Source organism: Anoxybacillus kestanbolensis (assembly GCF_001996285.1).
Lineage (GTDB): Bacteria > Bacillota > Bacilli > Bacillales > Anoxybacillaceae > Anoxybacillus > Anoxybacillus kestanbolensis_A.
Genome location: NZ_MQAD01000017.1, coordinates 1 through 18134, shown reverse-complemented (window position 1 = coordinate 18134; position 18134 = coordinate 1). Strand labels below are relative to the sequence as shown.

The window sequence follows — 18134 nt, the reverse complement described above, 5'->3', positions numbered from 1 at the left end:
GTTTAAAAGTTTAAACATTTGATATCTTTATCTTATTCTTTTTCTTCACGCCTGTCAATGCATTATTCGAAAAATAGATCCTTTACCTTCTCTTCACCTCCCTCCTCAACTGTTCCACAAGCGCCTCTTGGTATCCTGCTTTTTTCCGCCGCAATATTTCTTGTTTTACTGGCTGCAAGTCATGAAGCGTCACCGATTGCAGTTTCGTCAAACGTTCATCGGATAGCGGAACGGTCGGTTTGGTCGCCAAATAATCAGAACAGTCGTAATGCCAAAGCCGAACAGATGAACCGTACCGCTCGACAAGGCGCTGCGCCATTTTTAGTCCTTCCGGGTCAAAATCGCCCGAATAATAAAGGGTAACCCCTTCTTTTACGAGTAAATCAAACAGCCACCTCGTCGCTAAATTCAATTGACCGTTTGTGCTAATGAGCGGTACGTTCGCATCTAACAGCGTCGAAAACACACCGGCATTTTCGACGACAAAGACGTTGTTTCCTACGGACGGATACGCCCGCACTAGCGGCATCACTTCCCGTAACGGCACATTTAGCGCCGTATTCGTTGCACATGCGGCAGCGAAAACAGGATGGCGGCCTTTCTCTGTTTCTGCCATCACGCCAGCGCACGTCACAAAGTTTAATACATCTTCCCGCAACAGCCGATACGACTGCAATAGTTCGTTCACGTCTTCGACCGCCGAAAGGTCGTACTCGGTGTCCGTATAAAATTCGAGCGCCGAAAGCAATAGCTTCCCTGCAAGTGTATGCAAATCAAACATATGCGGATCGTTCGCTACTTTTTGCGCAAAAACGGGCAAGCGAACGTAGGTGGACGGAAGCTGTTCGAGCGCGCGGCAAACAGCAGAAAGCGCCGCCTCTAACGCGTGATGGTTTTGTTGATACGCTAATTGCACAAACCGCTGCTTTTCTACCGCCATCAACCAATCGCGCTGTGCTCGATACGTATTCATAAGCCGGGTAAAATAGGCTTCCTTTTCCCGCTCTATTTCTTGTTGTTGCTCTTTTTTCGTTACGAGCGGCTCGCCAAAATAGCATGACAGCAACTCCACGAGAGAAATGCCGGCAAACCTTGTATTCGCAAGCTGTTGTTCAAACGCCGCGAGCGACACGCGGCTCATTTCTTTGCCAAAAAACGACGCGATCGCTTCCTTTTCCTCCGCCGAAAAAGACGAAACGGAAATCGTGCCCCCTATGCGACCAAGCGATTCGTATTTCTTTTTCATTTCGCAAAAAAGGCGGTGAAACGAACGTTCACCGCGAAAAAATTGCACCGCTTCCTCTACCCGATTCAATGCGATCCCCCTCTCATCATTGCCGCTAACTTTTCATCCGTAACAAGCTGCTTTATTTTTCCGTTCCAATAATAGCGAATGACCGTCACGAACGAAGCATTTTTCGGACGAACGAGTTCGCAAATCGATAGCGCCGGAACGGTATCATAATCGCCCCAGAGCGCTTGCGAGTTCATCACATAGTTAAACCCAAGCTGCTCGACAAGCCCGAACATATTGCGAATATTATTTTCGTCTACCCCCGCGAACGCTTCATCCAACGAAATAATGTACGGCGCATCGTCTGCTGCTTCTTGATAACGCGAATACGTCGCGGCAAACAACGGAATATACATCGCCATCGCTTTCTCCCCGCCGCTAAATTGATAGAACCGTTGGTTCGTCAACTCTCGTTTCGGTTCATTCGTTTTTTGGTAATAAAGGGTAAATGAAAACCATTTCCGATAGTCTAATACTTCTTTAATAATTTGGTGGAGCGTATTGCCTTGGCCGCGCTCTTCTAGCAATTCGCGCGCTCGATGAATTTTCGAGCGGAAATGTTTCGTCACTCGCTGCAAATCTTCCTCTTTTAATAGCCGCGAGTTCATCCGCAACAACTCGACAAGCTCTTTCGTATCCATCTCTTCTTCCGTTTCCGCGGTGCGCGGCTTCCATTGAATAAACAACACCAGCCCAGAAGACGTGTCGAGCTGTTGCATTAGTTCGTTCATATCTTTTACCCAACGCTCCGCCCGTTGAATGCGGCTGCGCAAAATTCGACCGATCGTTTTTAAAATAATTTCTTCATACAATTCGCGGTCTTGCTCTTTCATATATTCCCGCTGCAAGAAAATGTCGTGCTCGATTTCACGCAATACATAAAATGGTGATACGCGCTGCCCTTTATAATCAAGCAAAAGGACGATGCGGTCTTGCTTTTCTCTCCATCCGGATACTTTTAATTCCATTTCTTCATCTAGCTCGATATCCGTAAACAAATTGTCCTCCTCAGCTGCGACAGGCTCTTGGCTGAGCCGGTATTCCGTTAAATTCGCCGACTCTTGGAAAAAGACGCTATTTAATCGGTTCACAAGCGACGTTCGAGCTTCTTTCGCTAGCGCCCCGTATTGCTGCATCGCTTCTTTTGCTTTTTCCAACCAATCAGAACCGTGAAGCTCTACAAGCTCAAGGGAAAGCTCTCGCGCAAACGACCGCTTCCACGCCTCCGCTAGCCGCTTTGCGAACGTTTCTTTCACCGAAAGCTGTTCGCATTTTTCACGAATGGCTTTCAGCTCATGCTCTAGCGCAATGCGCTCGTTCATTTTCGCTGGCATTTCTCGCTGCAAAAATGCCAACCGGTCGCGGACGCGCTGAATTTCCGCTTGAACTTCTTCTGCGCCCATTAGTTGCAGCGTCCGCTCGATTTCTTGTCGCTTCAGTTCGAGTTTTTGCTGCTCTTTTGCGAGCATATGCCGTTCGCCTTTCGTTTCATCGATTTCTTGTTGCAACGTTTCTAACTGCTCTGTCCGATGATGAATCATGTCGAGCAAATGGAGAAACTCCCGATGGGTCATTTGCAATTCATGAAGCCCACGCATATACGATTTCATAAAAACAAGCGCCTGTTCATAGCCGTCCTTGGAAAACTCTAAATCGAGCCCCTCGGTTTGCTCGCGCAACGTTTGTTTTGCTTGTTGCCAATCGCGGGCAAGCTGGGCTAACTTTTCGTTTTTCTTTTCCCATTCGCGTTGTTTGCTTATTATCATTCGCTTCGTTTTTTCTCGTTCTTCAAAGGCTGCGCGCATGTCGCGGTCGGTTGGAAAAGCACGAAACCAGCGGGTTATTTGCGCAATCGTCTGCTCGAGCTGTTTTAGCATGTCGGTTCCCTCATGAAGCTGGGCGCGAAGTTCGTGGAGTTCTGCTTCGAGTGCGGCGATCTTTTCTAGCCGCCAACGCTTGCGGGCAGTGCGTCCGATAAACAACGCTTTTTCCCGCGCCGGGGCATGCCCTTTGATTAAGCCGAGCGTATAACGCCCTTCTTCATGAAGCATAAACGTTCCGTCCATTTCTCCATCGGCAAGAACGATGCTTTGAAGTACTTCGTTAATGCGCGTTTTGGACACTTTGCATCCTTCATCTACATCTGGCTGCAAATAGTCTGCTAATGTATGCGCCAGTTCGACAGGACGTGGAACAATCACTCGGTCACACGCTACTTCGACATCGGTTTCTGTAATTAACGCATCAAGTAGCCCTGCATGATACAATGCCGATTCAATCCGCTCCCGAAGCGGTTCTGGTACATGGTCTTGAAATTCCACCCCTGCATAAAACGGGACAAAAGCAATCCCTTTTTCGTCTAACTCCGCCCGCGCTGCGATCGTTTGTTCATCGCGCATGAGCTCGGGGTCTTTTTGCGTTTTCCATTGGTTCCATTCGGCTTCTTTTGTAGCAATTTTTTCCTCCAATAACGTGCACGTATGCTTTTGCTTCATTTTTTCTTCGTTTTTTCGATTGAGTGCTTCGTAATACGCTTCCGTAAACGGTTGCTTCATCTCATCGACGTGATACGTTTCGTATAGTTCGTGAAGACGCTGTAAAAATAGTTGGACAGAGGGTTCCGGTACGGAAACGTCTTGGTATTGTTCGAGCCAGCGAAATACTTCTTGTTGGAAACGCGCTTTTTCGTTTTCTAACAGTTCGAGCCATTTCGCTTCTTCATGGCGCAATTCGTCTACTTCCCGCTGCAGCTCCCCTGCCTCTTTACTCGTTTCTTCATAGCGCGCCTTCATTTCATCATGGCGGCGCCAAAGCGCAATCGTTTGTTCTAGTTTTTCAACGTATTCTTGTCCTTCTCGCTTCCAGACGGTAAAATCAAATTTCGTTTGGCGCTGTCGAGCAAAGTCCGCTTCGTTAAGAGCATGGGAAGAGAAGGAACTTTCCATCGCATCATGCCGTAAGTCTTCTACTTGCTGCGTGAGTTGCTTTTCTATCTGATACCGCCGGTCTTCGTCTTCTTCTAACTGGCGCTTATAGCGGCGTTCGAGCTGCTCTTTTTCATCGATTTGCCGCAATAGTTTTTGTTGCTTGTCATGAATGTCGCGTATTTCTTGTTGGACTCGCTCATATTCTTTCGCCGCTTGAAACACTTCGTGGCTCGCTAATTCTAATTCTCGTTGATGCAATACGTCCTGTTCGTTTGCAAGCGTTTGAATGTATTCGCTCAAATCGACAAGGTGCGCTTGCTTTTCCTGTTCCTCCGCAAGCCATTGCTTTTCTTCTTCTGCTAGCCGCTTCACTTGTTTGTCAGCCTTTATCCATTCGCTTGCTTTTTCCGCAATCATATACTCGTTATACGCTCGATATTGCGCACAAAGCCGTTTTAGTGATTGCTCATCGCGCTCTAGCTGCTCTAGCTGCTGTTTCGTTTGGTCCATATTTTCAATCGTTTCCGATAAATGGCGCAACTCGTCGTCTGTCAACGCGGGGAGCGAGCTTTCTAAAATCTCGTAAATGACCGTTGGCTTGAAATCCTTCGATAGCTTCGGGCTACGTAATTGAATCAATAGCTCAATTAATTCTTGAAACGCCTCCATCGATTCAAATCGGAAGACGTGCTTATTGACGAGCTCCATATATTCTTTTTGTGAATCCACGACCGTTCCGCCGTTGCCAAGTACATTCGCCAGTTCGCGTTTGGTGAGCGGGATTTTTTCCGTTCCATCCGCTGATTTTTCCGTTTTATATAAAAATAAATCGCGACCGATGCGGCGGTTATCAAAAATGACGAACCCCCAAAAGTCCATATTTTTTTGCCGCTTTGCCCGTAAGCCAATCCCTGTCGTTACGTATTGTTCCGTCTGCATTCGCTTATATTCTAAAAATAAATAGCCTGTCCGCTCATCGCGATCGACAATTTCCTTTTCGCCAAGCAAGTAATCTTCCATTTTTCGTGCCCGAGAACCGAACGGGTCGAGCCGGTCGGGCGTTTTTTTTCCGTCCAATAAGACAGGAAGCAAGCTTTGCATCGTTACTGACTTCCCAGAGCCGTTCGTCCCGCGCAACAACAACTTGCCGTCGGCAAACTCGAAATATTGTTCGTCGTAATACCAAAAATTAATTAATCCCGCGCGATGAAGCACCCATTTATTTGTCATCATCGTCTCTTCCTTTCGTTGTAAAGTCGTCTGGATATTGACCGACAAGTCGTCCAAGCAGCGGATAAAGCACGACCATGCCCGTTTCCTGTTCATATTCTGCCATCTTCCAGTCTTTTAAAGCAGAGAGCAGTTCAGAGGCGAGCTGTGCCGTCGTCATTTCCCGATACGTTTTGCTCCAGCCTTCGCCATACTGCTCGCTGCACCGGTGAAGCAGCTGCCGAAAATCGGACATCGTCACGTGGATTTGCCCGTATTCATCCGGTGGATAGTTGTCCAAATGAGCGCGAACGACAGAGGCAAAATGAAGGATAATATCCGACGTTCCCTTTTGATCTGGAAATAACGTATACACATGTTGCCGTTCTGGAATCGTCAGCAAGGCTGCATTTTTATATAGTTCGTAGCGAAAATCGGTATGCGCCTCGATGTCATCGCGCAGTCGATGGCGGAAGTTGCGCAAATAATAAAAGTTTGGGTCGTCTTTTTGCCGACGATATACAACAGGAGATAAAAAGAGCTGCCGATAAATAAAGTGGCGGCGGTAGTCGTCGGGTGACACTTTCCACTCTTCCTCCAACAGTTGCTCGATCGTTTCATATTGAATGAAGTCTTTCGGATAGGACCGCATAAAATAGCGGGACAGTACAGGAACTTCATACAACGCTTCTTCGTCTTCTTGATTGGCAAACGCCTCAACTTCCCCGTCGACGTGATGTATAATCCCGATTTGCTCGGCTGTTTTTAAGACGCGAATTAACGCGCGACGATGTTGGTAGTTCGTCCAATCGAGCGCCGTTTCGCCTGGATACATCGCTTTTATTTCTTCGCATACATCAGACAATAAAAATTTTTCTTCGACTGCTTTTCCTTCTAAATATGCTAACAAGCAACAAAATAACGCGTAGTCGAGCGGTTCTTGAAACGACTCCATTCCCATCCACGCTTCTGGTTCGGCTGGTATTTTTTCGAGCTTAGCAAAATAGCGGTGAACAATGAGCCGATAGCCGAATTTCTCTTGCACATACCGCTTTAACACTTTTTCACGTTCCCGTATTTTTTGAAAAAGTTCCGGCTCTTTTTCCCGAACAATCCAAAACTGTTCAAACAGCTCCGTTAACGCTTCTTTCGCTTTCTCATCGAACTCTTTTTCCATTCTCTCTTCTCCTAGTCTAGCAAATGGATTTCGTAATTTGGCATCATTAACGTACCATCTTCTGCTTTCAGTATAATCGTCCCTTCACGTTGGACTACTTTCACTTTCCATCCGTTTTCCGTTTGCACCGTCCGGTCTTCTCGCCCCATCGCTTTTGCAATCCACCCGAGCAGCGTTTTGCGAATATGCGAAGCAACGACCGGTAGCTCCTGAAGTACAATTTTTCCGTCGTTTATAAGCTGTGTGAGTTCTTCTTCCTCCTGTTGTTTCGCTGCTAAGTAGGCGGCCATCGTTTCCTCTTTTTCTTTCCGCCGATCAATCATTGCTTCCGGCTTTTTCTTTTCTCGGTAGTGGCGAACGCGCGGTTTTACGAGCCATTCTGCCGGCTGTTCCTCCCAAATATCGCGGTACATATTTTCCGTTGCATCGTTTTCGGCGACGATGTGCTTTGTATGAAAACAGCCGAACACAACCGCCGATAATTTATGCGCTTCTTCTATCGTTTCTAATGAAGAAAACCATTTCGCTAAATGCAAGTAATCTTTTTTTCGGCTGCGGAAGTGGTGATGACGTTCCCCTAAGCGCTGAACGACGCGCGTCATTCGCCGAATCGCTTCGTTTGTCTGCTTTTGTAAAAACGACAGTTCGCTTTCATGCCCGTTTCGTCCTAAAAACCATTCGCTTAAACTGCGCCACGTGTCTAATTTCTCTTCTACTAGCTGTTCACGCGAAAGAATCGCCCCTTCAAAGCGTGGAATGGCAAGCTGGTAAGCGACCACTTCCTCAATAAAACGGCGAACACCGTCCTCTGGCAAGTCTTCGAGCAGTTTTTCAATTTGCATCGACGTTTTTTGCAATGCGACGATAAAATCGCGCAAATAAGCGGTAAACTGTTCTTTATAGACGAGAAATGAATCAGACATCATCCGTTCTTCCATGTTTTCTCCGTTTAAATAGGCAATATAGTCGGCAGAATTTTGGATGATTTTTTTAAAATAATCAAACGTTTCTTCCCACACTTGATTCATTTCTTCCCTTTTTTCGGCAAATCCATCGTGGATAATCGATTCCATTCGGACAAGCGACGCATACAAGCGGTCAAACCGCGTTTTTTCGAGCGAGCCGCCAAACGTCTCCCCTAGCTGCTCAAGCGTGCGAATCATTCGTTCGATTTCAACCGTATATGGGCTGCATTGATAGCGAAACCGTTTCTTTTTAAATTCCTCAATCGTCCGAATATGACCCGTTTCTTGTCTAGCGATTAAGTTTCTCCATTTGACGAGCTGCTCTAGGTCTTGTTGCAGCTCTTCTTCTGTATAATCTTGAAATTCATCGAATTGTTTTAAAAAAGCGTACACTTCTTCTGGAAACAAATATTGCCGCATTCGTTCGTGTTGCGTATAAAAATAGCGTAAAATCGCGCGGTACCGGTACGCGTTATCAACTACTAAATATTTCGCCTCCGTAATCGGCTTTAGCCATGACGTATCCATCTTGTGCTCCCCTTATATCCTTCATCTACTATCATTGTAATCGATTCGCCAGCCGTTCTCTACTAAAACGTCGTTGGGAAAATGTGCTCGCCTATAAGAAGCTTGCTTAAAACACGAATATGTTCGCTAGTCATCCGCTGTCGATTCGTGTAAAATGGAAACGAAAAGGAGGTGAAAGGAATGGTAGAACAGCTGCTATACGAAATTCTTCATGAAGTAAAAGCAACTCGAGAAAAAGTCGAATCGCTAGAAAAACGAGTGGAAGCAGTCGAGCAAAAGGTGGAAGCTATTGAAAAAGAAGTATCTTCCTTACGCCAACAAGTGCAAGCGCTCGACGAAAAAGTGCAACTACTCGATGAACGAACACTCGAAACGAAAGCGATTTGTGAAGCGGTTCGTCACGGTCAAGAGGCGCTCGCCGCAAAATACGATGCACTCGCGCTCGATGTCCACAACATGCAAGGAAACATCACCCGCTTAACCAACATACTCGAAGAGAAAGTACTCCCTGCCCTCACCGACCATGAATCGAGCATCCAAGTATTAAACAATCGTGTATTTAAAGTCGAAAGCACTTTACAAAAGCTTGTACACCTACAAAAACAAAGCGGCATTGTCCGATGGCAATGCCGCTTTGTTTTTATCGTTTATTAATTTCTTCAAGCAATAGCTTATTGACAAGCGGTGGGTTGGCTTGTCCTTTTGTTGCTTTCATAATTTGACCGACTAAGAAGCCGATCGCACGGTCTTTTCCGTTTTTAAAGTCTTCGATCGATTGCGGATTCGCATCGAGCACTTCCAATACGATTTTGCGCAACGTTGCTTCGTCAGAAATTTGCACAAGCCCTTGTTGTTTGACGATTTGTTCCGGATCGCCGCCTTTTTCTACAAGTTCTTTAAAGATTTTCTTCGCAATTTTCGACGAAATTGTACCGTTTTGAATGAGTTTAATCATGCCTGCAAGACTTTCTGGTGTTAAAGCAATGTCGTGCAGTTCTTTTTGTTCTGCGTTTAAATAAGCAGATACTTCAACCATCAGCCAGTTCGATGCAAGCTTCGGATCCGCTCCATTTGCAACCGTTGCTTCAAAGAAATCCGCCATCTCTTTTGTGAGTGTTAACACTTTCGCATCATACTCTGGCAAACCAAGTTCCTCAATGTACCGTTTTTTCCGTGCATCTGGAAGCTCTGGAATCGACGCACGTACTCGCTCTTTCCATTCGTCATCAATATAAAGCATCACTAAATCTGGTTCTGGGAAGTAGCGATAATCTTCTGAACCTTCTTTTGTACGCATTAAAATCGTTGTTTTCGTCGCTTCATCAAAACGGCGCGTTTCTTGCTGGATGATTCCTCCAGATAACAAAATTTTCTCTTGGCGCTTCGCTTCGTACTCCAATCCTTGCCGCACGAAGTTAAACGAGTTTAAGTTTTTTAACTCCGTTTTTGTACCAAATTTGTCAGATCCGATTGGACGGAGAGAAATATTGGCGTCACAACGAAGCGAACCTTCTTCCATTTTACAATCGGATACGCCTGTATATTGAATGATCGATTTTAATTTTTCTAAATACGCATACGCTTCTTCTGGTGAACGAATATCTGGCTCAGATACGATTTCAATAAGCGGCGTGCCTTGACGGTTAAAGTCAACTAGCGAATAGCCATCCCCTGTATGCGTCAGCTTTCCGGCATCTTCTTCTAAATGAATGCGTGTGATGCCGATTTTTTTCTTTTTGCCGTTCACTTCAATTTCGATCCAACCATTTTGTCCAATTGGTTGGTCGTATTGCGAAATTTGGTACGCTTTCGGGTTGTCCGGATAAAAATAGTTTTTCCGGTCAAACTTCGTTTCCGTCGCAATTTCGCAGTTTAACGCCATCGCAGCTTTCATCGCGTATTCAACCGCTTGTTTATTCAGCACCGGAAGAACGCCCGGATATCCTAAATCAATGACGCTCGTTTGTGTATTTGGGGGCGCTCCAAACGCGTTTGGACTGCTTGAAAAAATTTTCGATTTCGTTTTTAGCTCTACGTGCACTTCAAGTCCGATGACGATTTCAAAATTCATCACTTATTCCCCCCTTACAACGTTGGTTTTTGTTTATGATAGTCTGTTGCTTGTTCGAACGCATGAGCTACACGGTAAATTGTACTTTCGTCAAAATGTTTGCCGATGATTTGTAATCCAACCGGTAAGCCATCAACAAAGCCACATGGTATAGAAATACCTGGAACACCAGCAAGGTTGACCGGGATCGTTAAAATATCGTTCGCGTACATCGTTAGCGGGTCGCTCGTCTTCTCGCCGATTTTAAACGCTGGCGTCGGCGTCGTCGGCCCGATAATCACATCATATTTTTCAAAAACGTTCTCAAAATCTTGTTTAATGAGTGTCCGCACTTTTTGCGCTTTTTTGTAATACGCATCATAGTAGCCCGAGCTTAACGCAAACGTTCCGAGCATAATGCGGCGCTTCACTTCGTTGCCGAACCCTTCGCTACGCGTTTGCTTGTACATCTCCATTAAGTTTTTCGCATTATCTGTGCGATACCCGTAGCGAACACCGTCAAAACGGGCAAGGTTGGCCGATGCTTCCGAAGACGCTAATAAATAGTACGTCGCAAGGGCGTATTTGGAGTGAGGAAGCGATACTTCTTCCCACGTTGCCCCTAAGCCTTCTAATACTTTTAGGGCATCGAGCACCGACTGGCGCACTTCTTCTGATACACCCTCGCCTAAATATTCTTTCGGCACGGCAATTTTTAGCCCTTGTATATCGCCTGTTAAGGCAGAAACATAGTCTGGTACGTCAACATTTGCGGATGTAGAATCCATCGGATCTAAACCGGAAATGACTTGTAGTACATATGCGTTATCTTCTACCGTACGTGTAATTGGGCCGATTTGGTCAAGCGAAGACGCAAACGCAACAAGCCCATAGCGCGAGACACGACCATACGTCGGTTTTAACCCAACAACCCCGCAAAACGCAGCTGGTTGACGAATCGAACCACCTGTATCCGATCCGAGCGCAAACGGTACTTCCCCTGCTGCCACTGCCGCTGCTGAACCGCCGCTAGAACCGCCTGGTACACGCTCTAAATCCCACGGATTGCGCGTGAGTTGAAAGCCCGAGTTCTCCGTCGACGACCCCATCGCAAACTCGTCCATATTTAATTTACCGATCGTTACTGCATCAGCTTCATTGAGACGCTCAACGACAGTTGCATCGTAAATCGGGTCGAAGTTGTATAAAATTTTGCTTGCACATGTCGTGCGAAGCCCTTTTGTAACAATGTTATCTTTAATACCGATCGGCATTCCGAAAAGTAAACCAAATTCCTTTTCCGTTGCAAGTTTTTCGTCTAACTGTTTTGCTTTCACTCGCGCCTGTTCTTCGTTTAACGTTAAAAACGCTTGTACTTTTTCTTCTACTTCGGCAATCCGTTTAAACGATTCATCTACTAAATCCGAAACGGAAATTTCTTTTTTATGTAATAAATTGTGCAGTTCAGATACACGATAATCAAACAATGACATGTTCTTCCCTCCTTACTCTAAAATAGCTGGCACTCGGAATTGTCCATCTTGATGGTCTGGTGCATTTTTCAATACGTCTTCTAGCGGAAGACCAGCTGTCGGTACATCTTCACGCATGACGTTTTTCATATTTAACACGTGCGACGTTGGCGGAACGTTTTCTGTATCCAGCTCATTTAACTGCTCCGCAAACGTAATAATGGCGTCTAATTGTTTCGCAAACACCGCTGCCTCTTCTTCTGTAATCGCTAAACGCGCTAAATGCGCCACATGTTTCACTTGCTCGATTGAAATTCGTGACATACGTCTCACCTCCGATATTATCGACCTTTCACAATACTATGATGATACCAAACTTTCGCGCAGTGAAGCAACATTTGCCATTCATTTTGTTTTTCGATAAACAAAATCGAGATACCCAACTGGGCATCTCGATCATATTATGATACGCGCTCTTCATCCCGTTTGAAATCATGCACCCAATAATCAGCGTTCTTTATACCTAGTTTCGTCGGATCAAATACAGGATCGAGTCCTTTTGCTTTTTGATCTTCATAATCTTTTAGCGCTTGAAGCGCTGGTTTCGCCAAAATAAGAATAGCAATTAAATTGAGCCAAACCATGACACCTAAACCGACATCGCCAAGCGCCCACGCTAAATCTGCTGTTTTGACTGCCCCGTAAAACGTTGCGATTAAAAGCATAATTTTTAATCCTGTCATCAACCACATGCCATTTTTTCCACGCATTAAATAAGCAACGTTCGTCTCAGCAATGTAGTAATACGCCATGATCGTTGTAAACGCAAAGAAAAATAACGCAATAGCGACAAACGCCGCACCAAAGCCTGGGAAAACTGTTTCAATCGCTGCTTGTGTATAACCAGGGCCAGGGTTTACCCCTTTTAAATTTTCGACAATAAATGCACCATCCGCACCAACTGTATTGTACATTCCCGTAAATAAAATCATAAACGCTGTTGCTGAACAAACGAGCAGTGTATCAATATATACAGAAAACGCTTGAACAAGTCCTTGTTTCGCTGGATGCGATACTTCAGCAGCAGCTGCTGCATGCGGTCCTGTTCCTTGACCAGCTTCGTTCGAATAAATGCCCCGCTTTACTCCCCATGAAATCGCCATACCTAAAATGCCACCGAATGCGGAGTCAAATCCTAACGCACTTTTTATGATCAAAGCAAATACAGCTGGCAACTGTGTAATATTTAATACCATAATGACGAGCGCCAGTAAGATGTAAGCAAGTGCCATAAAAGGAACGACATATTGCGCTACAGTTGCGATGCGTTTTACTCCCCCGAAAATAATAGCCCCAAGCAACGCAACAAGCAAAATACCTGTTAATGTCGGGCTTAAACCGAAGGCGTTATTTAAACCGGTCGCAATAGAGTTCGACTGAATGCCTGGCATTAACAATCCAACTGCAATAATTGACGAAATCGCAAATAGTACTGCATACCACTTCCAGCCGATCCCTTTCTCAATGTAATACGCAGGACCGCCGCGATATTGTCCGTCTTGCTTCACTTTGTAGATTTGTGCTAATGTTGACTCAATAAATGCACTTGATGCACCAATAAACGCGATCATCCACATCCAAAACACAGCACCAGGTCCACCAAAGGCGATGGCTGTTGCTGTTCCGGCGATATTCCCTGTCCCTACTCGACCCGAAAGCGCAATCGATAGCGCTTGGAATGAAGAAACGCCGGCATCAGAGCTTTTCCCTTGAAACATGAGCTTAATCATGTCTTTAAAATGGCGCACTTGTAAAAAGCGAGTAATAATTGAAAATAAAAGACCGACACCAAGACAAAAGTAAATCATGACAGGACTCCATAATAATTCGTTTAAAAATCCGACAATATTCTCCAAAACATTCATCTCCTTTCTCAAATAAAAATATTTCACTTTTCAAACTTATTAGAATTATATAATAAAATCTTTTCACGAAACAATATCATTTTTTATCGTTTATTCGACATCAATCAACTATTGACGAAAAAACAAAAGACATTGTAGAATGAAAAAAATTTTCAAAAAACAACTCGTATAATTTCGGAAATATGGTCCGGAAGTTTCTACCAAACGACCGTAAATCGTTTGACTACGGGGGATCGCTCCTCGTATCGAGTTGAAGAGGAGGAACATCTATGAAACAACTTGCAGTAGCTTCCAAAAGACAAATCGCTGATGTTGTTGTGAAAAACGGAAAAATCGTCAATGTTTTTACCCACGATATCATCGAAGGAGACATTGCGATTGCTGATGGAAAAATCGTCGGCATCGGAGAATATGACTGGCAAACCATCATTGACGCCAAAGGGAGATACGTATGTCCTGGGCTCATTGACGGCCACGTTCATATTGAATCGTCGATGGTCACTCCAAGCGAGTTTGCTCGCGTCGTCGTTCCACACGGCGTCACTACCGTCATTACTGATCCGCACGAAATTGCGAATGTCGCTGGAACAAAAGGCATTGAATTTATGCTAAACGATTCCGACCACATTCCGCTTGATGTATATGTCATGTTGCCATCGTGCGTACCCGCCACCGATTTTGAACATGCTGGCGCGACATTGCACGCTGAACAGTTAACACCGTTTTTCTCCCATCCGCGCGTGCTTGGGCTTGCAGAAGTGATGGATTATCCTTCACTTCTAGAAGGAAAGCAACCTATGCTTGCGAAACTAGCCGCTGCGATGGAAGCAAATAAACTGATCGACGGTCATCTAGCTAGTCTTGATGAGACAGCTATTAACGTCTATCGAAGCGCCAATGTCCATACTGACCATGAATGTGTCACAGTCCATGAGGCGCTCGCTCGCGTTCAACGCGGCATGTACGTTTTAATTCGCGAAGGGTCGGTTGCAAAGGATTTGCATAAACTGCTTCCAGCTGTCAATACGTATAACGCGCGCCGCTTTTTATTTTGCACAGATGATAAACATATTGATGAGCTTGTCACGGAAGGAAGTATCGATCATCATATTCGTCTAGCGATTCAAGCAGGCATGAATCCACTGACAGCTATTCAAATGGCGACATTAAATGCGGCAGAATGTTATCGCCTATATACGAAAGGCGCGATCGCTCCTGGGTATGATGCCGACTTTTTGCTCGTGGAAGATTTACAGTCGTTTTCCATTACGCACGTCTATAAAAAAGGGGTACTCGTTGCAGAAAATGGACGCGCTACCTTTTCCGTAACGAAAGCAACTGCAATCGATCAAACGGTTGCACAATCGGTTCACACTAAAAAGGTAACAAAAGAAGATGTGCAAATTCCGTTTACACGCGGAAAGCAAGCAAATGTCATTCAAATTATCCCAAATCATTTGCATACAAAACGGCTCATGACAGAAGTGGATGTTGAACACGGGGTCTTTCAACCATCAGTGGAACGAGATCTGTTAAAGCTTGTCGTCGTTGAACGTCATCGTGGTCTTGGCGTTGGTGTTGGTATCGTCAACGGCTTTCAACTGAAAAAAGGGGCGATTGCGTCATCGATTGCTCATGATTCACATAACATCATCGCCATCGGAACGAACGATAACGACATCATCGTTGCAATTGAACATATAAAACATATAAACGGTGGGCTTGTCGTCGTCGACAATGGACATGTGTTAGCAGACTTGCCGCTTGAAATTGGAGGACTGATGACAGCAAGAACGTATGAAGAAGTGCTAGGGCGGCTACAAACAATTCACAACGCTTTAACAACCATTGGAGCATCAGAACAATTTAACCCATTTATTACACTTGCCTTTCTAGCATTGCCAGTCATTCCAGAGCTGAAATTAACCGACCAAGGCTTATTTGACGTTTCATCGTTTCAATTTATAGACGTGGAAGCATAGGGGGATTTTTTATCCCTCTTTTTTGTCGAATGATGTTATAATATGGTTGTGTGCAAAGGAGGTGAGAAGATGAGCGAGCAATTATTGGAGAAAATTTTACTCGTCGTCACAGACATCCAAAAAGAGTTGCAGGACATTCGTGAAGAGCAAAAAGCCATTCGTGAAGAACAACAAGCCATTCGCGAAGAACAGCGAGCCATTCGTGAAGAACAACAAGCTATTCGTGAGGAACAAATGGCTATTCGCGAAGAGCAGAAAACATTCCGTGAAGAAATAAACTCGTTGCGGGAGGAAATGAATGCATTCCGCAAAGAGCAGCAACTCATTCGCGAAGAGCAACAAGCATTAAAAAATGGACAAAAAGAGCTTTACGATCTTATGAACGCTCTTCTCCATCGTCAAGACGAAACGGACGCAAAGCTTGAAGCTTTAACGATGGATGTCCATCATATGCGCGGTGAAATGACAGCAATGAAACAAGAAATCCACGCACTAAACGAAAAAATTGACTCCCACTACAAACAATTCAACGAACGTCTTAACAACCTCCAACTTGACGTTGATTTCACCGTTCATAAAACAACGATGACGGAACGCGAACTTTTCAAAATGAGAAATCGGTTGTTTTCATAGAGAGGGCATTTCCCTCTCTATGAAATTCGATTTATATACTTCTTTCATTTAAAGGTAACATCACTTCCAGAAATGAATGAAATTACATGATTCTCCGCCCCACATAATATCCCAATGCTCCTATATAAATTGAAGCTACAAAAACACAAGAAGGATAAAAAGGAAGCGACGTAATCGTTGCGATCCCTAAAACAACAGCCCCATCCCATTTAAATCCCCATTTTTCATCGATAAAAGAAATGAGCGCCTCTGTTACCGCACATATAAACGGAACAGCTAGTACTGCAATTGGAAAAATGGCAATAAAGAAAGAAAAACCGCTAAATAATGAGAGCGAAAGGGCAAACATGACAAACGACAACAAAACTCCTATTAAAAATTTTTTCACTCATTCTCCCCCTATTCTTCCAATTCACGAACTCGTTTTTTCATCTCTACTAATAACTGATCAAATAAATGAACATATCGCTGGCGAATATGTTCATAAATTTCCATCGCTATTTGTTCATCGTACGTATGTGATGTCCTATTTCGATCTTCTAACATTTGAATCCACGCTTCTCCATCTTGAATAAGTCCTTCTTTAAATGCTTGTTTAATCGTTTTTCGCGGACTTGTCACTTCGTTATTTCCGTTATATTCCAAGTAGCTTTTCATCCATTTCCATGCTAGTTCGTACGTAAACTCAAATCGTTGAATTGTCGCGTCAAGAGCTAAGTCGTCTTTTTCCACATCACGCGCGATGCTTTGATGCAGTTTATTTAATGCTTTTTCAAAGTCAAATAGTTTATCAATGATTTTATTCATCGTCACGACTACCTCCCCGCGTTCATTCGTTAAAAAAATTGTCTTTCCTTCGAGATCAATATACGATTTGAGCTTTTCATTGGTGATCTTTTCGTAATCAATGGCATCCACAGTATAAATGATATTTGCTTCTTCTAAATCGTCTTGAATGCGGTACAGCTGCTCGTTATTGTTTCTAAACTTAATCGCAATATCAATATCCGATGTTTCTTTATAATCGCCTCTTGCCCTTGATCCGAACAAAATCACTCTTTCAATGATGTCAGCATAATTTTGAAACACATAAATGAGGTTATAAAATGTTTGCTTTTTTAATCCGTACATGTTTGTACTCAATCGCCCATCACCACCCACTTCTATATTATATGAAGGATGTATACTTTAAACCCCTCTTAGCATTGGACTGACCCACCTATTTGAGACACAGAAAAAACACCTATGCTGCCTGTTTCCTGAACTCAATAGGAGACAGGTAGTTTAATTTGGCCTGAATTCGAATTTGATTATAATAATAGATGTAATTCTGAACCATTTGTTTTACAATAGAGTTAGTGAGATTTTGTTTTTCTTGTGAATAGAATGTTTCAGCCTTTAATGAAGAATGAAACGATTCTATTACGGCATTATCATGGCAGTTTCCTTTGCGGGACATGCTCGTGGTAATGCCTTTTTCTTTGGCTAAATGTTGAAAAGCATAAGACGTATAGACCGCCCCTTGATCGCTATGGAGTAACACTTGTTTTGGTTGTCGCTCTTTTACGGCCATTTCTAGTGTCTTTAACACTAGCTGAACATCCTGTCGGTCGCTGATTTGATAGGCAATAATCTCATTATTGTATAAATCCATAATGGTTGACAAGTAAAGCATCGAAGTACCAAACGGCAAATAAGTGATATCCGTTACCCACTTTTCATTTGGTTGAGAAGCCGTAAAATCACGGTTTAAACGATTCGGTACGATGATTTTACTTTCTCCATTGATCCAGTTTTGACGTTTTTTCTTCACACGGCATTGAAGATTCTGTTTTTGCATGATTTTTTGTACGGTTTTGCGATTCAACTTGATTCCATATTTAAGCCGTAGGACTTCTCTTATCTTGCGATGACCATAACGATAATGATTCTTTACACAAATTTCTTGAATCAACCGTTCTAACTCTGATTC

General features: G+C 44.0%; 14 protein-coding genes and 1 riboswitch. Of the genes, 3 read left to right on the top strand and 11 right to left on the bottom strand.

The annotated features are described in order from the left end of the window. Positions 1-82: 82 nt before the first annotated feature. Genes BO219_RS09920 through BO219_RS09905 form a run of 4 tightly spaced genes read right to left on the bottom strand, consistent with a single transcriptional unit; the run spans position 83 to position 8100 of the window. Positions 83-1315 carry a TIGR02679 family protein gene (locus BO219_RS09920; protein ID WP_077429411.1) on the bottom strand — a complete coding sequence of 411 codons (1233 nt, stop codon included), beginning with the start codon at positions 1313-1315 and terminating at the stop codon, positions 83-85. Then, positions 1312-5451, bottom strand: coding sequence for a TIGR02680 family protein (locus BO219_RS09915; protein ID WP_077429410.1), 4140 nt, complete (start codon positions 5449-5451; stop codon positions 1312-1314). Before BO219_RS09915 ends, BO219_RS09920 begins: the two co-directional genes overlap by 4 nt. Continuing rightward, positions 5441-6607 (bottom strand): TIGR02678 family protein, encoded by a 1167-nt coding sequence (locus tag BO219_RS09910; protein WP_077429409.1) that lies wholly within the window; start codon positions 6605-6607, stop codon positions 5441-5443. Before BO219_RS09910 ends, BO219_RS09915 begins: the two co-directional genes overlap by 11 nt. A gap of 11 nt (positions 6608-6618) precedes the next feature. Then, positions 6619-8100, bottom strand: coding sequence for a TIGR02677 family protein (locus BO219_RS09905; protein WP_077429408.1), 1482 nt, complete (start codon positions 8098-8100; stop codon positions 6619-6621). Positions 8101-8280: 180 nt separating this feature from the next. Between BO219_RS09905 and BO219_RS09900 the strand changes: the two genes are divergently transcribed. Further along, complete coding sequence (locus BO219_RS09900; RefSeq protein WP_077429407.1) at positions 8281-8754, top strand: hypothetical protein; 474 nt, start codon at positions 8281-8283, stop codon at positions 8752-8754. On the opposite strand, the gene gatB is transcribed toward BO219_RS09900, so the two are convergent. The 4 genes from gatB to BO219_RS09880 all read right to left on the bottom strand — a co-directional run bounded on the left by gatB (position 8741) and on the right by BO219_RS09880 (position 13538). Continuing rightward, the gene (gatB, locus tag BO219_RS09895) at positions 8741-10171 is read right to left on the bottom strand and encodes an Asp-tRNA(Asn)/Glu-tRNA(Gln) amidotransferase subunit GatB (RefSeq protein WP_077429406.1); all 1431 of its coding nucleotides are present in this window, start codon (positions 10169-10171) and stop codon (positions 8741-8743) included. The genes BO219_RS09900 and gatB overlap by 14 nt on opposite strands. 14 nt (positions 10172-10185) lie before the next feature. Then, entirely contained in the window at positions 10186-11643 is a 1458-nt protein-coding gene (gene gatA, locus BO219_RS09890; protein WP_077429405.1) for an Asp-tRNA(Asn)/Glu-tRNA(Gln) amidotransferase subunit GatA, read from the bottom strand. Positions 11644-11655: 12 nt separating this feature from the next. Further along, on the bottom strand, positions 11656-11946 hold the full coding sequence (gene gatC / locus BO219_RS09885) for an Asp-tRNA(Asn)/Glu-tRNA(Gln) amidotransferase subunit GatC (RefSeq protein WP_077429404.1): 291 nt from the start codon (positions 11944-11946) through the stop codon (positions 11656-11658). A 137-nt stretch (positions 11947-12083) separates the two neighbouring features. Then, complete coding sequence (locus BO219_RS09880) at positions 12084-13538, bottom strand: alanine/glycine:cation symporter family protein (protein WP_077429403.1); 1455 nt, start codon at positions 13536-13538, stop codon at positions 12084-12086. Positions 13539-13691: 153 nt separating this feature from the next. Continuing rightward, positions 13692-13793, top strand: a riboswitch (purine riboswitch). 23 nt (positions 13794-13816) lie between these two features. Here BO219_RS09880 and ade point away from each other — a divergent pair. Then, positions 13817-15529: an adenine deaminase gene (ade, locus tag BO219_RS09875; protein WP_077429402.1), complete on the top strand. Its 1713-nt coding sequence runs from the start codon at positions 13817-13819 to the stop codon at positions 15527-15529. A gap of 42 nt (positions 15530-15571) precedes the next feature. Then, complete coding sequence (locus BO219_RS09870) at positions 15572-16162, top strand: hypothetical protein (RefSeq protein WP_006322908.1); 591 nt, start codon at positions 15572-15574, stop codon at positions 16160-16162. An 82-nt stretch (positions 16163-16244) separates the two neighbouring features. On the opposite strand, the gene BO219_RS09865 is transcribed toward BO219_RS09870, so the two are convergent. The 3 genes from BO219_RS09865 to BO219_RS09855 all read right to left on the bottom strand — a co-directional run. Continuing rightward, a complete protein-coding gene (locus tag BO219_RS09865; protein ID WP_004577751.1) occupies positions 16245-16550 on the bottom strand; it encodes a hypothetical protein in 306 nt (101 codons plus the stop codon). Between the two features lie 11 nt (positions 16551-16561). Next, on the bottom strand, positions 16562-17293 hold the full coding sequence (locus BO219_RS09860) for an HI0074 family nucleotidyltransferase substrate-binding subunit (protein ID WP_077429433.1): 732 nt from the start codon (positions 17291-17293) through the stop codon (positions 16562-16564). 112 nt (positions 17294-17405) lie between these two features. Next, positions 17406-18134, bottom strand: a 729-nt coding sequence (locus BO219_RS09855; RefSeq protein WP_143271286.1) for an IS3 family transposase, incomplete at its 5' end; no start/stop codon positions are given.

Bases quoted from the DNA above. Each gene is read 5' to 3' on its own strand.
- BO219_RS09900 (WP_077429407.1), top strand. From the start codon at position 8,281: ATGGTAGAACAGCTGCTATACGAAATTCTTCATGAAGTAAAAGCAACT.
- gatA (WP_077429405.1), bottom strand. From the start codon at position 11,643: ATGTCATTGTTTGATTATCGTGTATCTGAACTGCACAATTTATTACAT.
- BO219_RS09860 (WP_077429433.1), bottom strand. From the start codon at position 17,293: ATGTACGGATTAAAAAAGCAAACATTTTATAACCTCATTTATGTGTTT.
- ade (WP_077429402.1), top strand. From the start codon at position 13,817: ATGAAACAACTTGCAGTAGCTTCCAAAAGACAAATCGCTGATGTTGTT.
- BO219_RS09870 (WP_006322908.1), top strand. From the start codon at position 15,572: ATGGTTGTGTGCAAAGGAGGTGAGAAGATGAGCGAGCAATTATTGGAG.
- BO219_RS09915 (WP_077429410.1), bottom strand. From the start codon at position 5,451: ATGACAAATAAATGGGTGCTTCATCGCGCGGGATTAATTAATTTTTGG.
- gatC (WP_077429404.1), bottom strand. From the start codon at position 11,946: ATGTCACGAATTTCAATCGAGCAAGTGAAACATGTGGCGCATTTAGCG.
- BO219_RS09905 (WP_077429408.1), bottom strand. From the start codon at position 8,100: ATGGATACGTCATGGCTAAAGCCGATTACGGAGGCGAAATATTTAGTA.
- BO219_RS09910 (WP_077429409.1), bottom strand. From the start codon at position 6,607: ATGGAAAAAGAGTTCGATGAGAAAGCGAAAGAAGCGTTAACGGAGCTG.
- gatB (WP_077429406.1), bottom strand. From the start codon at position 10,171: ATGAATTTTGAAATCGTCATCGGACTTGAAGTGCACGTAGAGCTAAAA.